The sequence below is a fragment of the Streptomyces sp. RPA4-2 genome (assembly GCF_012273515.2).
GTDB classification, from domain to species: domain Bacteria; phylum Actinomycetota; class Actinomycetes; order Streptomycetales; family Streptomycetaceae; genus Streptomyces; species Streptomyces kaempferi.
The window spans coordinates 2757124-2776328 of sequence record NZ_CP050975.2; the positions used below are offsets into that span (position 1 = coordinate 2757124).

Sequence of the window (19205 nt, forward strand, 5' to 3'; positions counted from 1 at the left end):
TTATGCGGACCAAACCCTACTGGACGCTATTTGAGGTCGCGCGGGGAGGGTGCCCAACGCGCCGCCGGGTCAGCCGAAGGGGGTGGGTTGCCCTGCTCCGGGCTACTTCTGACGGTGGTTCGGGGCGCCCAGGAGCTCGGGACACGGGACATCTCGGCGGCCGCGGGCCTGCTGCGGCTTGTCGCGCCGTTCCTCGCGCCCCCTCGGGGCGCTGCCCTGACCGGGGCTTTAGCGTGGGGGTGTGGCCTACTTCGACGCTGCTTCCGCGGCTCCTCTCCATCCCGTCGCCCGACAGGCCCTGCAGGCCTCGCTCGACGAGGGCTGGGCCGACCCGGCCCGGCTCTACCGCGAGGGCCGGCGGGCCCGGCTTTTGCTCGACGCGGCCCGCGAGGCGGCCGCCGACGCGGTGGGCTGCCGCCCGGACGAACTGGTCTTCACCAGCTCCGGCACCCGCGCGGTGCACTCCGGCATCGAGGGCGCACTGGCGGGCCGTCGACGGGTCGGACGCCACCTGATCGTGTCAGCCGTCGAACATTCGTCGGTACTCCATTCGGCGGAGGTCCACGAGGCGGCGGGCGGCACGGTGACCCACGTCCCGGTCGACCGCGCGGGCGCGGTGTCCCCTTCCGCGTACGCCGACGCCCTGCGCCCCGACACCGCGCTCGCCTGCCTGCAGTCCGCCAACCACGAGGTGGGTACGGAGCAGCCGGTGGCGGCGGTCGCACAGGCGTGCAGGGCGGCGGGGGTGCCGCTGCTGGTGGACGCGGCGCAGTCGCTGGGCTGGGGGCGGATCGAGGGCGACTGGTCCCTGTTGACGGCAAGTGCCCACAAATGGGGCGGCCCTTCGGGGGTCGGGCTCCTCGTCGTACGCAAGGGAGTGCGGTTCGCCCCTCAAGGGCCGCTGGACGAACGGGAGTCGGGGCGGGCGGCCGGTTTCGAGAACATCCCGGCCGTGGTGGCCGCGGCGGCCGCGCTGCGTGCCGTGCGCGCGCAGGCGGCCGTGGAGGCGGCGCGGCTGCGGGAACTGACGGACCGGATCCGGGCGCGGGTCCCGGAACTGGTCCCGGACGTGGAGGTGGTCGGCGACCCGGTCGGCCGGCTGCCGGGGGTCGTCACCTTCTCCTGTCTCTACGTCGACGGGGAGTCGCTCCTGCACGAACTGGACCGGGCGGGCTTCTCGGTCTCCTCGGGTTCGTCGTGCACGAGCAGCACGCTCACCCCCAGCCATGTCCTGAAGGCGATGGGCGTACTCAGTGAGGGCAACGTCCGGGTGTCGCTGCCGCCGGGCACGCCGTCCGAGGACGTGGACCGGTTCCTGTCGGTCCTTCCGGCGGCGGTCTCCGCGGTGCGCGAGAAGCTCGGCGCTCCGACGGCCCCTCGGACGGCGTCCACCACTTCCGGTTCCCTCGTCCTGGACGCCCTCGGCAAGCTCTGTCCGATCCCGGTCATCGAACTGGCCGGGGTCATCGGCGACGTGCCCCTCGGCGGCACCGTCCGCGTGCTGGCGGACGACGAGGCGGCCCGCCTGGACATCCCGGCGTGGTGCGAGATGCGGGGTCAGGAGTACGTCGGGGAGGAGCCGGCGGACCAGGGCTCGGTCTACGTGGTCCGCCGGGTGTCCTGACCCGGTGCGGTGCGGGGCCCGCCTAGACCAGGTGGGCCCTGACCTCCAGGGCCGCGTCGTCGCCGTACGCCTTGGTGAACCGGTCCATGAAGTGGGCGCGGCGCAGCTGGTACTCCTGGGTGCCGACCGTCTCGATCACCAGGGTGGCGAGCATGCAGCCGACCTGGGCGGCGCGCTCCAGGGAGACGCCCCAGGCGAGCCCGGACAGGAAGCCCGCGCGGAACGCGTCACCGACGCCCGTCGGGTCGGCCTTGCGGTCCTCGTCCGGGCAGCCGACCTCCACCGGCTCCTCGCCGACGCGCTCGATGCGCACGCCCCGCGCGCCGAGGGTGGTCACCCGGTGGCCGACCTTGGAGAGGATCTCGGAGTCGCTCCAGCCGGTCTTGGACTCGATGAGCCCCTTCTCGTACTCGTTCGAGAAGAGGTAGGTCGCCCCGTCCAGCAGTATCCGGATCTCGTCGCCGTTCATGCGGGCGATCTGCTGCGAGAAGTCGGCCGCGAAGGGGATCGAGCGGGACCGGCACTCCTCGGTGTGCCGCAGCATCGCCTCGGGGTCGTCCGCCCCGATGAGAACGAGGTCGAGACCGTCGACCCGGTCGGCGACCGCCTTCAGCTCGATCAGCCGGGCCTCGCTCATCGCGCCCGTGTAGAAGGAGCCGATCTGGTTGTGGTCGGCGTCCGTGGTGCACACGAAGCGCGCGGTGTGCAGCACCTCGGAGATCCGCACGGAGCCGGTGTCGACGCCGTGGCGGTCCAGCCACGCGCGGTATTCGTCGAAGTCGGAGCCCGCGGCCCCGACCAGGATCGGCCTGGTGCCCAGCTGACCCATACCGAAGGCGATGTTCGCGCCGACGCCGCCCCTGCGCACGTCGAGGTTGTCGACGAGGAAGGACAGGGAGACCGTGTGCAGCTGGTCCGCGACCAGCTGGTCGGCGAAACGGCCGGGGAAGGTCATGAGGTGGTCGGTGGCGATGGAGCCGGTGACTGCGATACGCACGGCGAGGACACGCTCCTGCGAAGGGAGAGGGTTGACAGTTCACGCTACCCGGTCGGCGCCTGGCCTCTGAAGCGGTCAAAACTACCCGATAGTAGGTCTTTCTTCGTAACGCTCCCAGTGCATACGGTTCCGTTATGACGAACCTCAAGGTCCACGGCTCCGCTCCGCTCGACCTCGAAGGCGGCCTGGCTTCACTGCGCGACGACTGCGCCCGGACCGCCCGGCACTGGGCGGCGCCGGTCCCGGTCACCGTCCCGCCCGTGTCCCCGTCCCGCATCCACGGGGTGCGGGTGCCCCCCGCCTCGGCCCGCCTGCTGGACGCGATGTCCGACTACGGCGACTGACCCCGCATTTCGTACGGCGCCCGCGAGGGTGCCGTGCGCGGGCGGCCGGACAGCGCCCGCAGGGAACCGTGCGCTCCCCCGCTGCGTCCCATCGCCGTCCCCCGTAAAGGGGATGCGGTGTACGACCCTTCTGCGCCCGCTCCGGGGAATCCCGGGGGCCGGGCCGGGCCGTCGCGGACAGCAGTGGAGCCGAAGGAGCGATGCGGTGAGCACCGAGCGACCCGACCACGAAGCGACCGACCCCGCCGAGGACGGTGCCGGGACGGCGAAGCCACGCCGTCGGCGTTTCCCGGTGGCCGTCGCCTCGGTCGCGGCCGCCGTTCTGCTCGTCGGGGGCGGCGGGGCGTACCTGGCCACGACCGCCTTCGACGGCGGCGGACACAGCGGCTCCGAGTCCCCCGGCGGCGACGGCACTCCCCCGCCGCTCGCCCTCGACGGCGCCACCGGAGGCGGTGGCACGGGCGGTGTCGCGCCAGGTGAGCCCAATCCCTACGGCACGGTCTACCGTGCGGACGGCAAGCTGCCCGACGGCCCGGACTCCGCGCCGGTCTACACGGCGAGGGGCACGGTCACCGCGGCCGAGGTGACCCGCCTCGCCAAGGCCCTCGGACTCACCGGCACCCCACGGCTCGTCGGCGACACCTGGCAGGCCGGCCAGGCCGGGGACGGCTCCGGCCCGAGTCTCCAGGTGAACCGGCAGGCCCCCGGCACCTGGACGTTCAGCCGCTACGCGCCCGGCACCGACAACTGCAAGGGCGCCGTGTGCACCAGCGACCCCGGCTCGCCGAGCAGTCACGCGGCGAGCGAGGCCGCCGCGAAGAAGGCCGCCGCCCCCGTGCTGAAGGCGCTCGGCGAGGACGACGCGAAACTCGACGCGAGCACGCTCATGGGCGCCGTACGGGTGGTGAACGCGGACCCCGAGGTCGGCGGCCTGCCCACCTCCGGCTGGACCACCGGCGTCCAGGTCGACAAGGAAGGCCAGGTGGTGGGCGGCAACGGCCTGCTGAAGGCGCCGGAGCGCGGGGACACGTACCCCGTCCTCAGCGCGCGCCGGACGCTGGACCTGATGAACGCCCCCGGATCCGCCCCGGGCGGTGCGCGCAACGGGCCCGGCGGCTGCGCGAGCGCCGTGCCGCTGAAGGACCGGGACGAGTCGCCGTGCGCCGCGTCGACCGCGCTGCCGCGGCGGGAGTCGGTGAACGTCGAGAAGGCCGCCTTCGGGCTGGCGTCGCACTTCGTGGACGGGCACCAGACGCTGGTGCCGTCCTGGCTGTTCGAGGTACGGCCGAAGGGGGCCACCGCCCCCCTCACCGTGACGCATCCGGCCGTCGATCCGAAGTACCTGGCCGCGCCGGAGACCCCCGGGGCGCCGGGCGTGACGCCGAGCCCTCGGCCGACCGGCGAGCCGGCGTCCCGTGACGTCACGGTGCAGGGGTACACCGCCGACGGCAGGGATCTGACGGTGAGCTTCACCGGCGGGGTGTGCGCCGACTACTCCGTCTCGGCGAGCGGGAGTGCGCACGAGGTGACGGTCAAGGTCACCGAGACCCCGTGGCAGGGCAAGGTCTGCATCCTGATCGCCAAGGTCTACGAGAAGACGGTGCGCCTGGACGAGCCGCTCGGCGACCGGAAGGTCGTGGGGTCGGACGGCCGGGAGATCCGGGAGGGGAAGACACCGGGCGCTTCGACGACCGTGCCGACGCAACCGACGACGCCGAGGGTGCCGAAGGTGCCGCACACCCCGGAGCCGTTGGTGCGGTAGCGGGAACGGCCCGCTCGGGTGCGGGCACGGATACGCGAAGGCGGCGTCCCCCGTCGGTGGGGGACGCCGCCTTCGTACGTGTCCAGCAGTCGGCCTGGGCCCGGCGAAGGGGCCGGGGGCCTAGCTGAAGGAGTCGCCGCAGGCGCAGGAGCCCGTCGCGTTCGGGTTGTCGATCGTGAAGCCCTGCTTCTCGATGGTGTCCACGAAGTCGATCGAGGCGCCGCCCAGGTACGGGGCGCTCATGCGGTCGGTGACGACCTTGACGCCGCCGAAGTCCTTGACGACATCGCCGTCGAGGGAGCGCTCGTCGAAGAAGAGCTGGTAGCGCAGGCCGGAGCAGCCGCCGGGCTGAACGGCGACACGCAGTGCCAGATCCTCGCGGCCTTCCTGGTCGAGCAGGGCCTTGACCTTGCCCGCGGCGGCGTCGGACAGCATGATGCCGTCGCTCACGGTGGTGGTCTCGTCCGATACGGACATCTGCTTCTCTCCCGGGTTGTTCGGAGACTGCTTGCCGACGATTGCAACCGCCGGGGCCGCGGATTCATTCCGGGCCGAGAGTCTGTCTTCTGGTCTCTCTCTTCCCTCTCATGCTCGCACACGGGCGAGAACACGCCCAGCGGCCTGTGGACGAGTCAGGGATTCTCATCACATGGTCACGACGGACATCGTCAACATGACGTGAAGCGGTTATGATAGATAGCGTCATTTAGACGAAAAGGCTTGTCCCGCATGTCCCGCCGGGTCGTTCGTGACCCGGCGAGCCGCAGAACAGAAAGGGTGCGTGTCGTGACCACCGCCCAGACCCAGGAGCTCGACGTACAGCCGACGCCCCTCGCCCTGCTGTTGCTCGGCCGTGAGGCCGACCCGAGGAGCGAGCGCGGCGTCGAGTGCCCCGGCGACCTGCCCTCGCCGTCCGACCCGGACCTGGTGGAACGCGCACGAGCGGCCAAGGAGAAGCTCGGGGACAAGGTCTTCGTGCTCGGCCACCACTACCAGCGCGACGAGGTCATCCAGTTCGCGGACGTGACGGGCGACTCCTTCAAGCTCGCCCGGGACGCGGCCGCGCGCCCCGAGGCCGAGTACATCGTCTTCTGCGGTGTGCACTTCATGGCGGAGTCCGCGGACATCCTCACCTCCGGCGACCAGAAGGTGGTCCTGCCCGACCTCGCCGCCGGCTGCTCCATGGCCGACATGGCGACGGCCGAGCAGGTCGCCGAGTGCTGGGACGTGCTGACCGAGGCCGGGGTGGCCGAACAGGTCGTCCCCGTCTCGTACATGAACTCGTCCGCCGACATCAAGGCGTTCACCGGCAGGCACGGTGGCACGATCTGCACGTCGTCGAACGCGCAGCGGGCCCTGGAGTGGGCCTTCGAGCAGGGCGAGAAGGTCCTCTTCCTCCCCGACCAGCACCTCGGCCGCAACACCGCCGTCCGTGACATGGGGATGTCCCTGGAGGACTGCGTCCTCTACAACCCCCACAAGCCGAACGGCGGCCTGACCGCGCAGCAGCTGCGCGACGCGAAGATGATCCTGTGGCGCGGCCACTGCTCGGTGCACGGCCGCTTCAGCCTGGACTCGGTGAACGACGTGCGCGAGCGCATCCCCGGCGTGAACGTGCTCGTCCACCCGGAGTGCAAGCACGAGGTCGTCGAGGCGGCGGACTACGTCGGCTCCACGGAGTACATCATCAAGGCCCTGGAGGCGGCCCCGGCCGGCTCGAAGTGGGCGATCGGCACGGAGCTGAATCTCGTACGGCGGCTCGCGAACCGTTTCGCCCCCGAGGGCAAGGAGATCGTCTTCCTCGACAAGACGGTCTGCTTCTGCTCGACCATGAACCGCATCGACCTGCCGCACCTGGTGTGGACCCTGGAGTCGCTGGCCGAGGGCAACCTGGTCAACCGCATCGAGGTGGACCGGGAGACGGAACGGTTCGCCAAGCTGGCGCTGGAGCGGATGCTGGCGCTGCCGTAACCGCGGCCCACCACCCCGCCCCGCCGCCTGTACGGCCCGGTAACCCGTACAGCCCGGTGAACGGCTCGGGCCCGTCCGACACCATCGGTGTCGGACGGGCCCGAGCCGTTTCGGGACCCCGGAGACCCCGGAGACCCCGGAGAGTCAGGTCCTCAGACCTTCGCCGGTTCCGGCTCGTCGTCCGGGACGGACGGCGTCCGCGGCGGGGACCCGGCCTTCAACAGCCGCTTCTGCGCCTTCTTCCCCGCCCGCCGCTCCTTGCGGAGTTCGAGCATCGCGTAGAGCGTCGGGACCAGCAGGAGCGTCAGCAGGGTCGAGCTGATCAGGCCGCCGATGACGACCACCGCCAGCGGCTGGGCGATGAACCCGCCCTCACCCGTGACACCGAGAGCCATCGGGAGCAGGGCGAAGATCGTCGCCAGGGCCGTCATGAGGATCGGGCGGAGACGGTGACGGCCACCCTCCACCACGGCCTCGACCACTCCGTAGCCCTGTCCGCGGTACTGGTTGATCAGGTCGATCAGCACGATCGCGTTCGTCACCACGATGCCGATGAGCATCAGCATGCCGATCATCGCCGGGACACCCATCGGGGTACCGGTGACCACCAGCAGGCCGATCGCGCCCGTCGCCGCGAACGGGATCGAGACGAGCAGGATCAGCGGCTGCACCAGGGAGCGGAAGGTCGCGACCAGCAGCATGAAGACGATCGCGATCGCCGCCAGCATCGCCAGGCCGAGGTTCTTGAACGCGTCGTCCTGGTTCTGCGAGACCCCGCCGATCTCGGCGGTCGCCCCGGCCGGCAGCTTGAGCGCGTTCAGCTTCGCGGTGAGGGCGGAGCTGACCGCGCCCGTGTTGTCCCCGGTCGGCTTCGCCGTGATCGTGGCGGCCCGCTGGCCGTCGATCCGGGTCATCGAGACCGGGCCGTCGACCAGCTTCACGTCCGCGATGTCACCGAGCTTGACCGCGCCGAGACGCAGGTCCCTGAGCCCGGCCAGCGACTCGGCCGGCTTCGCCGACCTGATGACGACGTCCCGCTCGGTGTCGTCCAGGATCGCCTTGCCGCTGGTGGTGCCGCGCACCGCCTCGGCGACGGCACCGCCGAGCGTGGTGTCGTCGAACCCGGCCGCCGCGGCCTTGGAGTTGGCCTTGACCGAGATGCGCGGCACGCTCTGCGCCAGGTCGCTGGTCACGTCCGTCACGTCGTCGAGCTTCGCGACCTCGGCGCGCACCTGCTCCGCCGCCTCGCGCAGGACGCCCGCGTCGGCCGCCTTCACGACCACGCTGAGGTCCTGGTTGCCGAAGCCGTCGCCGGCCGCGACCGTCGTCGTACCGATGCCGGACAGCTTGCCGAGTCCGTCCTCGATGCGGTTCTGGACGTCGGTGGCGGACGCCGAGTCCTCCAGCATGACCTGGTACGAGGCCTGGTTGGTGTCCGTACCGCCACCGAACGCGGCCATGAACCCGGACGAGCCGACCGTGACCTGGTAGTCCTTGACGCCCTTGACACCGCCGAGCATCCGCTCGACCTTCTTCGCCTGCGCGTCGGTCGCCGCCAGGCTGGTGCCCGGCTTCAGCTCCTGCTTGAGGGTGAGCACCTTCTGCTCGCCCTGGTCGAAGAAGTTCGTCTTCAGCAGCGGCGCCATGCCGAAGGTGCCGACCAGGACGACCGCCGCGAGCGCCACGCTGGTCAGACGGCGGCGGGTGGCGAAGCGCAGGACGGGGACGTAGAAGCGCTGCAGACGGCTGCGGGCCTCCTTCTCCTCGGCCGTGCGGCGTGCCTCGTCGGCGTCCGCCGGCATGTCCTTCGGGGGCCGCAGGAACCAGTACGACAGAACCGGGACGACCGTCAGGGAGACGATGAGGGACGCCAGCAGCGCCGCCGTGACCGTCAGGCTGAAGGAGCCGAACAGCTCGCCCACCATGCCGCCGGTGAGGCCGATGGGCAGGAAGACGGCGACCGTGGTGAGGGTCGAGGACGTGACCGCGCCCGCCACCTCGCGGACCGCCTTGAGGATGGCCTCCTCGCGCTCCTCGCCGTAGCCGAGGTGCCGCTTGATGTTCTCCAGGACGACGATCGAGTCGTCGACGACCCGGCCGATCGCGATGGTGAGCGCGCCGAGCGTGAGCATGTTGAGCGACAGGTCACGGGTCCAGAGCACGATCAGCGCCAGTACCACCGACAGCGGGATGGACACCGCGGTGACGAGCGTCGAGCGGATCGACGCCAGGAACACCAGGATGACCAGGACCGCGAAGAGCAGGCCCAGCCCGCCCTCGGTGGTCAGACCCTTGATCGACTTGGACACGGCCGGGCCCTGGTCGCTGACGACGGTGATCGTCGACCCGGTGCCCAGGTCCTTGCGCATCCCGGGCAGCTTGTCCTTGACGGCGTCGGAGATGGCGACCGCGCTGCCGTCGTGGTCCATGGTGACGTTCACGGCGAGGCTCGGCCGGCCGTCCGTGCGGGTGAGGGAGTCGGCCTTCGACGGCTGCTGCTCGACCGTGGCGACGGAGGAGAGGCGCACCGGCTTCTTGCCCTGGCCGCCCGTGACCATCAGGTCCTGGATCTGCCGCAGCGAGGTGAAGCCGCCGCCGACCTGGACGGTCCGGTTGTTGCCGTCCTCGTCGAAGGAGCCGGCCGGGACGGTCGCGCCGCCCGCCTGCAGCGCCTGGCCGAGAGCGGCGGGGGTGAGCCCGGCGTCCGCCATCTTTGCGTCGTCCGGCACCACGGTGACCTGGAGGTCCCGTACGCCGTCCACCGTCACCTGGCCGACGCCGTCGATGCTCTTGAGGTCCGACACGACCGTGCGGTCGAGCTGGTCGGACAGGGCCTGCTGGTCCTTGTCGGACGTGACGGCGAGCACCACGGTCGGGATGTCGTCGGTCGAACCCGCGATGACCTGCGGGTCGACGGCGTCCGGGAGCTGGACGCGGGCACGGTTGACGGCCTGCTGGACGTCGGCGACGAGCTGCTTGGTGTTGTTGCCGTAGTCGAAGGACGCCCTGATCACGGCGTTGCCCTCGCTGGCGGTGGAGGTGACACCCGTGATGCCGTCGACGCCTTCGAGGGTGTCCTCGATGGGCTCGACGACCTGCTTCTCGACCACATCGGGAGACGCACCCTGGTACGGCGCGAGCACGGACACCATGGGCAGTTCGATGGTGGGCAGCAGCTGCTGCTTGAGCTGGGGGATCGCGATCGCTCCGAACGCGAGCGCGACGATCGACATCAGCCCGATGAGGGCCCGTTGCGCGAGGCTGAATCTGGACAGCCAGGACATGGGTGGGGGGTCTCTTTTCCGTGGCGTGAGTGAGTGTGCGTGGTGGGTGGCGTGGCCGGCTTGGACGACAGGGTGACGACGGGGGTGACGGAGGTGTGGCGGGCGAGCGCGTACGTGTCCCGACGGGCCGGGGCGGCGGCCGCGCCGCACAGGTGAGCGCTCTCCTGCCACCATGAGCCATCGGCCGACGGTGATCCGTCGCCCCTGGGTCTATTTCCTTATGAGGAACCTACTGCGGGCGCAGTACGGCCCGGTGAAGTTCACTCCACCCTTGGACGTACCAGTCCCGACTCGTACGCGATGACGACGAGTTGCGCCCGGTCGCGGGCGCCGAGTTTCGCCATGGCCCGGTTGACGTGTGTCTTCACCGTCAGCGGGCTGACCTCCAGCCGCTCGGCGATCTCGTCGTTGGAGTGGCCCCCCGCGACCTGGACGAGCACCTCGCGCTCACGCCCGGTGAGCGCGTTCAGCCGCTCCGTGCGGCCCGGGTCCCGTTCCTCGTCCGCGCCGTCGCCCTGCGCCAGGAACTTGGCGATCAGCCCTTTGGTCGCCGCCGGGGACAGCAGCGCCTCGCCGCCCGCCGCGATCCGGATGGCGTTCAGCAGCTCGTCCGGCTCGGCGCCCTTGCCGAGGAACCCGGAGGCCCCGGCCCGCAGCGACTGGACCACGTACTCGTCGACCTCGAAGGTCGTCAGCATGACCACCCGTACCTGCGCGAGCCCGGGATCCGCGCTGATCAGCCGGGTGGCGGCGAGCCCGTCGGTCCCCGGCATCCGGATGTCCATCAGCACCACGTCGGCGCGCGTCTCCCTGGCCAGCCGCACCGCCTCGGCGCCGTCGGACGCCTCCCCCACGACCTCCATGTCGGGCTCCGAGTCGACGAGGACGCGGAACGCGCTGCGCAGCAGCGCCTGGTCGTCGGCGAGCAGGACGCGGATGGTCATGCGGGGTCCCCCAGGGCAGGCGTGCGGGTCTTGACCGGAAGGATCGCATGGACGCGGAAGCCGCCTCCGTACCGGGGACCGGCCGAGCAGGTCCCGCCGAGCGCGCCGACCCGCTCGCGCATCCCGAGCAGCCCGTGGCCGCCGCCCTCCTCCGGGCCGTCGTCCTGTCCGGGCCCGTTGTCGAGGACGGTCACCTCCACGTTCGGGCCCACGCGTACGACACTGACCTCGGCCTTCGCCTCGGAGCCCGCGTGCTTCTGCACATTGGTGAGGGCTTCCTGGATGACCCGGTAGGCGGCGAGGTCGACCGCCGCGGGGAGGGTGGTGCCGTGGTCGGCGCGCGCCACCTCGACGGGGAGTCCCGCGTTGCGGAAGGTGTCGGCGAGTTCGTCGAGGCGGGCGAGGCCGGGGGCGGGCTCGGTGGGGGCCTCGGGGTCGCCGGACTGGCGCAGCAGGCCGACGGTGGCGCGCAGCTCGTTGAGAGCGGAGCGGCTGGCCTCCCGTACGTGGGACAGCGCCTCCTTGGCCTGGTCCGGGCGCTTGTCCATCACATGCGCGGCCACTCCGGCCTGCACGTTGACCAGGGCGATGTGGTGCGCGACGACGTCGTGCAGATCGCGGGCGATGCGCAGCCGTTCCTCGGCGACGCGGCGCCTGGCCTCCTCCTCGCGGGTGCGTTCCGCGCGTTCGGCGCGTTCGCGGATGGCGTGGACGAAGGCGCGGCGGCTGCGGACGGCGTCGCCCGCGGCGGCGGCCATGCCCGTCCAGGCGAAGATGCCGAGGTTCTCCTGCGCGTACCAGGGCAGGGGGCCTGCGAGCATCGCGCAGGCGGTGAGCACGGTCATCGTGAGCAGTCCGACCCGCCAGGTGGTGGGGCGGTCGGTGGCCGACGCGACGGTGTAGAGGGCGACGACGGCGGACATCACGACCGGGGTACGGGGGTCGCTCGCGACCAGTTCCACGACGGAGAGCGCGCCGGTGGCGGCGAGGACGGGCAGGGGGGCACGGCGGCGGAACACCAGGGCGGCCGCGCCGAGCACCATCAGGGTCAGGCTGAGGGCGCTGGGGGTGCGGGCGCCCCAGCTCGCTCCGTGGCCGCCGTGCGGGTCCACGAAGGAGCTGGCCATCATGGTCACGAGTACGCCGGTCGCCAGGGCGGCGTCCAGGACCGTCGGGTGCGCGTGGAGTCTGCACCTCGTGCGCTCTAGGGTGCTCACTTCGTTCACGGTACGGGGCCCTTGCAGGGGGCGGAACGGGTGCTGTGCGGCCCGGGGTTTCTCGTCCCCGGAGTCGGTACCTGGGTGCTGCCGCCCCCAGACCGCCGCATCGGCCTGAACGGCCTCGTCCTCAAACGCCGGAGGGGCTGAAAGACATGCCCCCGCCCGGAACGATCCAGCGCCGGCCCGCATCCCAGCCACGCCGGTCCCTTCCGGCGAAGGGACCCTCAGCCGGGGATCAGGCCATCCCCGTCGAGCAGGTCGCGGACCTCCGCGAGCGTGGCGTCCGCCGACGGAAGGATCAGCCCCGAGGGTTCCAGCGCGTCGTCCGGAAGCGGAGTGCCCAGACGGTGGACCGCGTCGAGAAGCGCGGCGAGGGTGCGCCGGAAGCCGGCCTCGTCGCCGCCCTCCACCTCGGCGAGGAGCTCGTCGTCCAGCTTGTTCAGCTCGGTGAGGTGGCCGTCGTCCAGCCTCACCTGCCCCTCCCCCATGATCCGCACGATCATGTCGCCCTCCTAAGGCGTGGGACCCGGTCGGTCACCGCTGCTGCTACGGCCCGTGCTACTGCTTGTCGAAGCGCGGGGTGTCCTGCGGCTGGGACCGGGTCTGGCCCTCTCCCGTGCCGCCCTCGATCGCCTGCTGCGAGGAACCGCCGGCCAGCTCGGCCTTCATGCGCTGCAGCTCCAGCTCCACATCCGTACCACCGGAGAGCCGGTCCAGCTCGCTCTGGATGTCGTCCTTGGCGAGTCCGGACTGGTCGTCGAGGACGCCGGAGGCGAGCAGCTCGTCGATGGCACCCGCGCGGGCCTGCAGCTGCGCGGTCTTGTCCTCGGCGCGCTGGATGGCCATCCCGACGTCGCCCATCTCCTCGGAGATGCCGGAGAAGGCCTCGCCGATGCGGGTCTGCGCCTGGGCCGCGGTGTACGTGGCCTTGATGGTCTCCTTCTTGGTGCGGAAGGCGTCGACCTTGGCCTGCAGACGCTGGGCCGCGAGGGTGAGCTTCTCCTCCTCGCCCTGGAGGGTCTGGTGCTGCGTCTCCAGGTCCGTCACCTGCTGCTGGAGCGCGGCGCGGCGGGAGAGCGCCTCGCGGGCCAGGTCCTCCCGGCCGAGCGCGAGCGCCTTGCGGCCCTGGTCCTCCAGCTTGGTGGACTGGTTCTGGAGCTGGTTGAGCTGCAGTTCCAGACGCTTCCGGGAGGTCGCGACGTCGGCCACGCCACGGCGAACCTTCTGGAGCAGCTCCAGCTGCTTCTGGTACGAGTAATCGAGGGTTTCGCGCGGGTCCTCGGCCCGGTCAAGGGCCTTGTTCGCCTTCGCGCGGAAGATCATCCCCATACGCTTCATGACACCGCTCATGGGCTTCGCGCGCCCCCTTCTGACGGACTCCAGCTCCAGCTACTGCAACAGAACCCACAGTACGGGCCCTGCATCCATTACCGCACTGTTCGGGGACGGATGCGCTCATCCCCAAGGACGACTGCGTACGGTGCCGCTCCGGCGTAGGGAGTAGGTGGAACCCGGGGTGACCCCCCGCGTCCCTTTCACGTCCCCCCGCGAACAACGTCCCCTCTGTCCCCCTACAGACGTACGGCGTTGCCGGATCGTTCCCCACTCGATCGACGTCCATGCCGCCGCACCCCGTACCCTTGGGTTTTGTGTTCCGTAGCCGTGCCAAGGAAGAGAAGGCCCCCGCCGACAAGGCGCGGGTGACCGACTCCAAGCAGACCCGTGACCCGCAGGCCCCCAAGGGCCGCCCCACGCCCAAGCGCAGTGAGGCCCAGACCCAGCGTCGCAGCGTCGCCCAGACGCCGTCGACGCGCAAGGAGGCCGCCAAGCGCCAGCGCGACGATCGCCGTGTCCAGCTGGAGAAGCAGCGCCAGGCGCTGGCCAGCGGGGACCAGCGCTATCTGCCCGCCCGCGACAAGGGGCAGGTGAGGAAGTTCGCCCGCGACTTCGTGGACTCGCGCTTCTGCATCGCGGAGTTCTTCCTGCCGATGGCCGTGGTCATCCTCGTCCTCAGCATGGTGCGGGTGGGCTCGCTGCAGAACATCGCGCTGCTGCTGTGGCTGGTCGTGATCGTGATGATCGTGGTCGACTCGATCGGCATCGCGATCCGTCTGAAGAAGCAGCTCACCACGCGCTTCCCGGACCTCCCCAAGAAGGGCGCGGTTCCCTACGCGCTGATGCGTACTCTCCAGATGCGTCGCCTCCGGCTGCCGAAGCCGCAGGTCAAGCGCGGAGAGCGGCCCTGAGCGCGGCATCCTTCTCCGGAGACGCGGCGGATGCCTGGCTGAGCAAGCTGGGCGGACTGCGTGATGTCGTACGACAGGAACTGGTGGCCCGGCAGCTCGACGAGCAGATAGCCGGACGGTTCCCGGTCGGGCAGCGGCTGCGGGTGCTCGACGTCGGGATGGGCCAGGGCACGCAGGCGCTGCGGCTGGCCCGCGCCGGGCATCAGGTGACCGGCCTGGAGCAGGACGGCCGGATGCTCTCCGTGGCCCGCCGGGCGCTGGCCGCCGAGCCCGAGGGCATCCAGGGCCGGGTCCGGCTCATCGAGGGCGACGGCCGGGACACGGGGGTCCACTTCCTGCCCGGCAGTTTCGACGTGGTGCTCTGTCACGGCGTGCTGATGTACGTCGAGGAGCCGGACCCGCTGGTCGCGGGGCTGGCGCGGATGCTGGCCCCGGGCGGGCTGCTCTCGCTGCTGGTGCGCAACGCCGACGCGCTGGCCCTGCGGCCGGGGCTGGCCGGGGACTGGTCGTCGGCGCTGGCCGCGTTCGAATCCGACGCGTACGTCAACCGGCTCGGACTCGCCGTCCGCGCCGACCGGCTGGCCACGCTGACGTCGACGCTGGCGGGGATCGGGGCGCCGTTGCACGCCTGGTACGGCGTGCGGGTCTTCACGGACGGCGCGCCGGACGGGACACCCGTTCCCGAGGACGTGGAGAGTCTGCTGGCCGCGGAGGAGCGGGCCGGACGGACCGATCCCTACCGTCAGGTGGCGGCGCTGCTGCACCTGTGCGGCGTACGGGGCTGAGGACACGGGCGGGTCGCCGGAGCCGGTTCCGGTGGCCCCGGCGACCTCTACCGGCCTACTCGGGCTCGGCGTGCAGGCTCATCGGCCCGTAGATCTGCGTGCTGTCCTCGAAGAGGAACACCTGGTCGGCGCCGCCCGCCAGGAGGTCCTTCCACACCTCGCCGATCCAGGACTCCGCGTCCCCCTGCGTGGTGAACTCCTCGGGCTCCACCGCGGGTTGGACCTCTGTCCCGTCGGCCTTCTCGAACCGCCACGTCCATGCCGCCATGTACGCCTCCCAGGTATGAGCACACTGCACAGCGGGAGCCCGACAAGATCCGGCTCCCGTCCGAAGCCTAGCCGGGCGCGCAAGACCTGCGGGGACACGGAAAAATCATCCCCGTGGAACTGACTCTGCTCGGCACCGGCGCCCCTGAGGGCCTGCCCCGCCCCGACTGCCCCTGCTCGTCCTGCGCGACCGCGCTCGGCGAGGACGCGCGGGCGGCCACCGCGCTGCTCGTGGACGGCACGCTGCTGCTCGACCTGACGCCCGGCGCGGCGTTCGCGGCCGCGCGCGCCGGGCACACGCTCGGTGGCGTACGGCAGGTACTGCTCTCCCATCCGCACGACGGACCCGCCGTCGAGGTGCCCGCGGGACTGCCGCAGCCCGTGCGGGTTCCGGACGGCAGCGAGTTGACCCTGCTGACCGGGCACAGGGTGCGGGCGGTGCCGATGGACGCGCCGGGCACGGGATACGCGGTGACCGGCCCGGACGGACAGCGGCTGCTCTATCTGCCGCCGGGCGCGGCCCCCGCCGGGCTCGACGACGGCGGCGGCTCGTACGCGATGGTGGCGGCCGACGTGGTGGGGCGGCCGGACGCGCTGGCGAAGCTGCGGGCGGTGGGCGCCGTCGGACCCACGACGGACGTGATCGCGGTGCACCTCGACCACGATGTGCCGCCGGGCCCCGAACTGCGGCGCCGGCTCGCGGCGGCGGGCGCCCGCGCGGTGCCGGACGGGACGACGCTGGACGTGGGCGTCTACGAGGACGTACCGGACGTGCCGCGGCGCACCCTGGTGCTCGGCGGCGCGCGCTCCGGCAAGTCCGTCGAGGCCGAACGGCGGCTGGAGTCCTTCCCGAACGTGCTGTACGTGGCGACGGGCGGCACCCGGGGCGGGGACGACGAGTGGGCGTCCCGGGTGAGCGCGCACCGGGAGCGGCGCCCCGGCTCCTGGCGCACCACCGAGACCTGCGACCTGGTGCCGCTGCTGGCGGAGGAGGGGCCGCCGCTCCTCGTCGACTGCCTCTCGCTGTGGCTGACGGACGCGATGGACTCCGTGAACGCCTGGGACGACGCGGAGTGGGCCGGCGGCGGCGAACGCGCGCTGCGCGCCCGGGTCGAGGAGCTCACCGCCGCCGTCCGCGACACCCGCCGCACCCTGGTCGCCGTCTCCAACGAGGTCGGCTCCGGCATCGTCCCGGCCACCGCCTCCGGGCGCCGCTACCGCGACGAACTCGGCCGTCTGAACGCCGGGTTCGGGGCGGAGTGCGAGCACCTGCTGCTGGTGGTGGCGGGGCAGGCGCTGGTCCTGCGGGGCTGATCGCGGTTCCGGCCCTGCTCATGCCCGTCTGCGGGCGATGATCCGGTACGCGTTCGAGAAGCGGGTGCGCCGGAGGAGGGGGGCGACGGCGTGGTCCAGGGCGGAGGCCGAGGCGAGCAGCGGGGCCGACGCCCCGGTCAGGACGGTGTGCAGACGGCGCCGCAACGCGGTCGGCGGCGCCGGACGCCAGGGGGCGTCGAGGTCGGGCAGGACCCGCCCGAGGGCGAGCGCGAGGGCGCCCGCGAGGTCGTACGGGATGTGCGGTTCGCGGCGGTCCGTCGTGACGATCTCGCAGCCCAGCGACTCCAGTTCGGCCAGCAGGTTGGGCAGCGGCATGAGGTGGAGGTGGCGCGGCTGGCCGTAGGACACCCACCACTTGCCCAGCAGCGCGCCGAACGCGCAGTCGGGGTCGGGGACTTCGATGAGGAGGTGTCCGCCGGGCCGCAGGGCCACCAGGGCGGCGCGCAGTTCCTCGCGCGGGTCGGGGGTGTGCTCCAGATGGTGGAACATGCTGACGACGTCGTAGCGGGCGCGCAGCCGGCCGGTGATCCGGGGATCGCCGAGCCGGCCGCGATGGGCCTCCTCGACCCGCCCGGCCGCCTTCGCCTTGTCGACGCGGCGGGTGGGGTCGAGTCCGTCGAAGGAGGTGTACGGGTGGACCTCCTTGGCGGCGGCCGGGAAGTAGCCGTGCCCGGTGCCGACGTCGAGCCAGCTCTCCGGTTCGGCGTACGGCAGCAGCGCGCGGGCGGCGGCGCGGTGCCGGCCGCTGCTGCCGCGGGCGCCGAGCAGCCGGTCGGTGAGGCTGTCGAGCGTCTCGTGGAAGTCCCGGTGGTAGAAGGCCAGGCCCTCCGCCGTGAGCCGGGGGTTCTGGAAGGCGTGGGCGCAGTCCCCGCACTCGTCGACGACGAACGTGCCGGGCTTGCGCTGGACGAGGTCCGGCGTACGCAGCCGGGTGCGCAGCCGGCGCGAACCGCACCAGGGGCAGTCCTCCCGGCGCGGCTCGTGGAACCGGTCGGTGCCCCGGGCGAGTTCGGCCGCGTAGGCGGCGCGGTGGTCGTCGGTCGGGGGCGGCGTGGGGGCATGGGCGCTCCTGGGAGGGGCGGCGGGGCGACGGACCGGGCATACGACAATCCGACACAAACGGTACGTATCGGATGGCGTTCCGGGGCGCAACGACGTGGCGCGGACGTGTTCGATCGGTGCCGGTACTGTTCGGCGAATGAGCTCGCTTAATCTCGACGACTTCACCGATCTGATCGAGCGCCCCGACGGAGGGGTGCGCCGCGACGCCGAGGCGCGCCGGGAGCGCCAGACCGTGCCGCCCGGGGCCCTGGGCCGCCTCGACGACCTGGGTGAGTGGCTGGCGGCGGCGCAGGGCGCGGTGCCCGTGCGGCCGATCGAGCGTCCGCGTGTGGTGCTGTTCGCGGGCGACCACGGGATCGCCGGACTCGGTGTGTCCGCGCGGCCCGCGGGCACCGCCGACCAGTTGGTGCGGGCGGTCCTGGAGGGCGCGAGCCCGGCGGCGGTGCTGGCGCGCCGGCTGGGTGTCCCCGTCCGCGTGGTCGACATGGCGCTGGACTGCGACCCCGCGGAGCTGCCCGCCGAGGTCGTACGGCACCGGGTGCGGCGCGGTTCGGGACGCATCGACGTCGAGGACGCGCTGACCGCGGAGGAGGCCGAGGCCGCGTTCCTGGCGGGTGTCGCCGTCGCGGACGAGGAGGCGGACTCGGGTACGGACCTGGTGGTGCTCGGTGACGTGAGCGTCGGCGGGACCACCGCTGCGGCCGTGCTGGTCGCGGCGCTGTGCGGGACCGACGCGTCCGTCGTCACCGGGCGGGGCGGGCGGGCCATCGACGACCTCGCGTGGATGCGCAAGTGCGCCGCCGTGCGGGACGCGCTGCGGCGGGCGCGGCCCGTGCTCGGGGATCAGCTGCAGCTGCTCGCGGTGGTCGGCGGGGCGGATCTCGCCGCGATGACCGGGTTCCTGCTGCAGAGCGCGGTGCGCAAGATGCCCGTCGTGCTCGACGGGGTGGTCTCCGCCGCGTGCGCCCTCGTCGGGCAGCGGGTCGCCTTCCGGGCGCCGGACTGGTGGCTGGCCGGGCAGAACAGCGGCGAAGCCCAGGCGAAGGCGCTGGACCGGATGGCGCTCGAACCGCTGCTCGACCACGGGGTCACGGTCGGCGAGGGCGCGGGAGCGCTGCTGGCCCTGCCCTCGTCCAGTCCGCGGCCGCACTCGCCGCGGAGCTTCCTGACGCCCGAGCCCACCCCCGAGGCCGACCCCGAACGCGCCCCCGAGCCCGAGCCCGTACCCTCCGGCGAGGAGTGACCCGCCGGGGGCCGCACAACCCCCGGCCTCCACCGGTCGTCGCCCCTGAGGGGTGCGGGCACCCTGCGGGGATGTGCCGTGGGGCGCGGTCGGTCGGCTGACGGCCGGTGCGGGATGCTCG

At 72.2% G+C, this 19205-nt stretch carries 16 protein-coding genes and 1 pseudogene; 8 read left to right on the top strand and 9 right to left on the bottom strand.

Features of this window, described 5'->3' with window-relative positions; translation table 11 throughout:
• The first annotated feature begins 241 nt into the window (after positions 1-241).
• A complete protein-coding gene (locus tag HEP85_RS11840; protein ID WP_168527754.1) occupies positions 242-1624 on the top strand; it encodes a cysteine desulfurase/sulfurtransferase TusA family protein in 1383 nt (460 codons plus the stop codon).
• 22 nt (positions 1625-1646) lie between these two features.
• Here HEP85_RS11840 and HEP85_RS11845 read toward each other — a convergent pair whose 3' ends face one another.
• A complete protein-coding gene (locus HEP85_RS11845; RefSeq protein WP_168527755.1) occupies positions 1647-2621 on the bottom strand; it encodes a carbohydrate kinase family protein in 975 nt (324 codons plus the stop codon).
• A 134-nt stretch (positions 2622-2755) separates the two neighbouring features.
• Here HEP85_RS11845 and HEP85_RS11850 point away from each other — a divergent pair, with 134 nt between their 5' ends.
• Together HEP85_RS11850 and HEP85_RS11855 are read left to right on the top strand one after the other, a co-directional pair.
• Positions 2756-2965, top strand: coding sequence for a hypothetical protein (locus HEP85_RS11850; protein ID WP_168527756.1), 210 nt, complete (start codon positions 2756-2758; stop codon positions 2963-2965).
• Between the two features lie 205 nt (positions 2966-3170).
• Positions 3171-4727, top strand: coding sequence for a hypothetical protein (locus HEP85_RS11855; protein ID WP_248001897.1), 1557 nt, complete (start codon positions 3171-3173; stop codon positions 4725-4727).
• 120 nt (positions 4728-4847) lie between these two features.
• Here HEP85_RS11855 and HEP85_RS11860 read toward each other — a convergent pair whose 3' ends face one another.
• Positions 4848-5204: an iron-sulfur cluster assembly accessory protein gene (locus HEP85_RS11860; RefSeq protein WP_168527757.1), complete on the bottom strand. Its 357-nt coding sequence runs from the start codon at positions 5202-5204 to the stop codon at positions 4848-4850.
• A gap of 309 nt (positions 5205-5513) precedes the next feature.
• On the opposite strand from HEP85_RS11860, the gene nadA reads away from it, so the two are divergent.
• Positions 5514-6698: a quinolinate synthase NadA gene (gene nadA, locus HEP85_RS11865; RefSeq protein ID WP_168527758.1), complete on the top strand. Its 1185-nt coding sequence runs from the start codon at positions 5514-5516 to the stop codon at positions 6696-6698.
• Between the two features lie 152 nt (positions 6699-6850).
• Here the strand turns inward: nadA and HEP85_RS11870 are convergent, their stop codons facing one another.
• From HEP85_RS11870 to HEP85_RS11890, 5 genes are all read right to left on the bottom strand, one after another.
• On the bottom strand, positions 6851-9982 hold the full coding sequence (locus tag HEP85_RS11870) for an efflux RND transporter permease subunit (protein WP_168527759.1): 3132 nt from the start codon (positions 9980-9982) through the stop codon (positions 6851-6853).
• A gap of 260 nt (positions 9983-10242) precedes the next feature.
• Positions 10243-10926, bottom strand: coding sequence for a response regulator transcription factor (locus HEP85_RS11875; protein ID WP_168527760.1), 684 nt, complete (start codon positions 10924-10926; stop codon positions 10243-10245).
• Complete coding sequence (locus HEP85_RS11880; RefSeq protein WP_211117921.1) at positions 10923-12143, bottom strand: sensor histidine kinase; 1221 nt, start codon at positions 12141-12143, stop codon at positions 10923-10925. Before HEP85_RS11880 ends, HEP85_RS11875 begins: the two co-directional genes overlap by 4 nt.
• Before the next feature lie 227 nt (positions 12144-12370).
• Positions 12371-12649, bottom strand: a complete 279-nt coding sequence (locus HEP85_RS11885) for a hypothetical protein (protein ID WP_168527762.1) — start codon at positions 12647-12649, stop codon at positions 12371-12373.
• Positions 12650-12704: 55 nt separating this feature from the next.
• Positions 12705-13496 carry a PspA/IM30 family protein gene (locus HEP85_RS11890; RefSeq protein WP_168527763.1) on the bottom strand — a complete coding sequence of 264 codons (792 nt, stop codon included), beginning with the start codon at positions 13494-13496 and terminating at the stop codon, positions 12705-12707.
• Positions 13497-13765: 269 nt separating this feature from the next.
• Between HEP85_RS11890 and HEP85_RS11895 the strand changes: the two genes are divergently transcribed.
• Both HEP85_RS11895 and HEP85_RS11900 read left to right on the top strand, forming a co-directional pair.
• Positions 13766-14392, top strand: a complete 627-nt coding sequence (locus HEP85_RS11895) for a DUF3043 domain-containing protein (RefSeq protein WP_168527764.1) — start codon at positions 13766-13768, stop codon at positions 14390-14392.
• 83 nt (positions 14393-14475) lie between these two features.
• Positions 14476-15177: a bifunctional 2-polyprenyl-6-hydroxyphenol methylase/3-demethylubiquinol 3-O-methyltransferase UbiG gene (locus HEP85_RS11900; protein WP_168527765.1), complete on the top strand. Its 702-nt coding sequence runs from the start codon at positions 14476-14478 to the stop codon at positions 15175-15177.
• 55 nt (positions 15178-15232) lie between these two features.
• On the opposite strand, the gene HEP85_RS11905 is transcribed toward HEP85_RS11900, so the two are convergent.
• Positions 15233-15445, bottom strand: a complete 213-nt coding sequence (locus HEP85_RS11905; RefSeq protein WP_168527766.1) for a hypothetical protein — start codon at positions 15443-15445, stop codon at positions 15233-15235.
• A gap of 113 nt (positions 15446-15558) precedes the next feature.
• On the opposite strand from HEP85_RS11905, the gene HEP85_RS11910 reads away from it, so the two are divergent.
• Positions 15559-16758, top strand: coding sequence for a bifunctional adenosylcobinamide kinase/adenosylcobinamide-phosphate guanylyltransferase (locus tag HEP85_RS11910; RefSeq protein ID WP_329526178.1), 1200 nt, complete (start codon positions 15559-15561; stop codon positions 16756-16758).
• An 18-nt stretch (positions 16759-16776) separates the two neighbouring features.
• Here the strand turns inward: HEP85_RS11910 and HEP85_RS11915 are convergent, their stop codons facing one another.
• Positions 16777-17898, bottom strand: coding sequence for a class I SAM-dependent methyltransferase (locus tag HEP85_RS11915; protein ID WP_369657690.1), 1122 nt, complete (start codon positions 17896-17898; stop codon positions 16777-16779).
• Between the two features lie 79 nt (positions 17899-17977).
• On the opposite strand from HEP85_RS11915, the pseudogene cobT reads away from it, so the two are divergent.
• Positions 17978-19084: pseudogene (gene cobT / locus HEP85_RS11920) on the top strand (nicotinate-nucleotide--dimethylbenzimidazole phosphoribosyltransferase).
• Positions 19085-19205 lie beyond the last annotated feature (121 nt).

Excerpts from the sequence above, each read along its gene's own strand:
- HEP85_RS11885 (WP_168527762.1), bottom strand. The coding sequence starts at position 12,649 with ATGATCGTGCGGATCATGGGGGAGGGGCAGGTGAGGCTGGACGACGGC.
- HEP85_RS11860 (WP_168527757.1), bottom strand. The coding sequence starts at position 5,204 with ATGTCCGTATCGGACGAGACCACCACCGTGAGCGACGGCATCATGCTG.
- HEP85_RS11905 (WP_168527766.1), bottom strand. The coding sequence starts at position 15,445 with ATGGCGGCATGGACGTGGCGGTTCGAGAAGGCCGACGGGACAGAGGTC.
- HEP85_RS11875 (WP_168527760.1), bottom strand. The coding sequence starts at position 10,926 with ATGACCATCCGCGTCCTGCTCGCCGACGACCAGGCGCTGCTGCGCAGC.
- HEP85_RS11850 (WP_168527756.1), top strand. The coding sequence starts at position 2,756 with ATGACGAACCTCAAGGTCCACGGCTCCGCTCCGCTCGACCTCGAAGGC.
- HEP85_RS11895 (WP_168527764.1), top strand. The coding sequence starts at position 13,766 with ATGCCGCCGCACCCCGTACCCTTGGGTTTTGTGTTCCGTAGCCGTGCC.
- HEP85_RS11870 (WP_168527759.1), bottom strand. The coding sequence starts at position 9,982 with ATGTCCTGGCTGTCCAGATTCAGCCTCGCGCAACGGGCCCTCATCGGG.
- HEP85_RS11890 (WP_168527763.1), bottom strand. The coding sequence starts at position 13,496 with ATGAGCGGTGTCATGAAGCGTATGGGGATGATCTTCCGCGCGAAGGCG.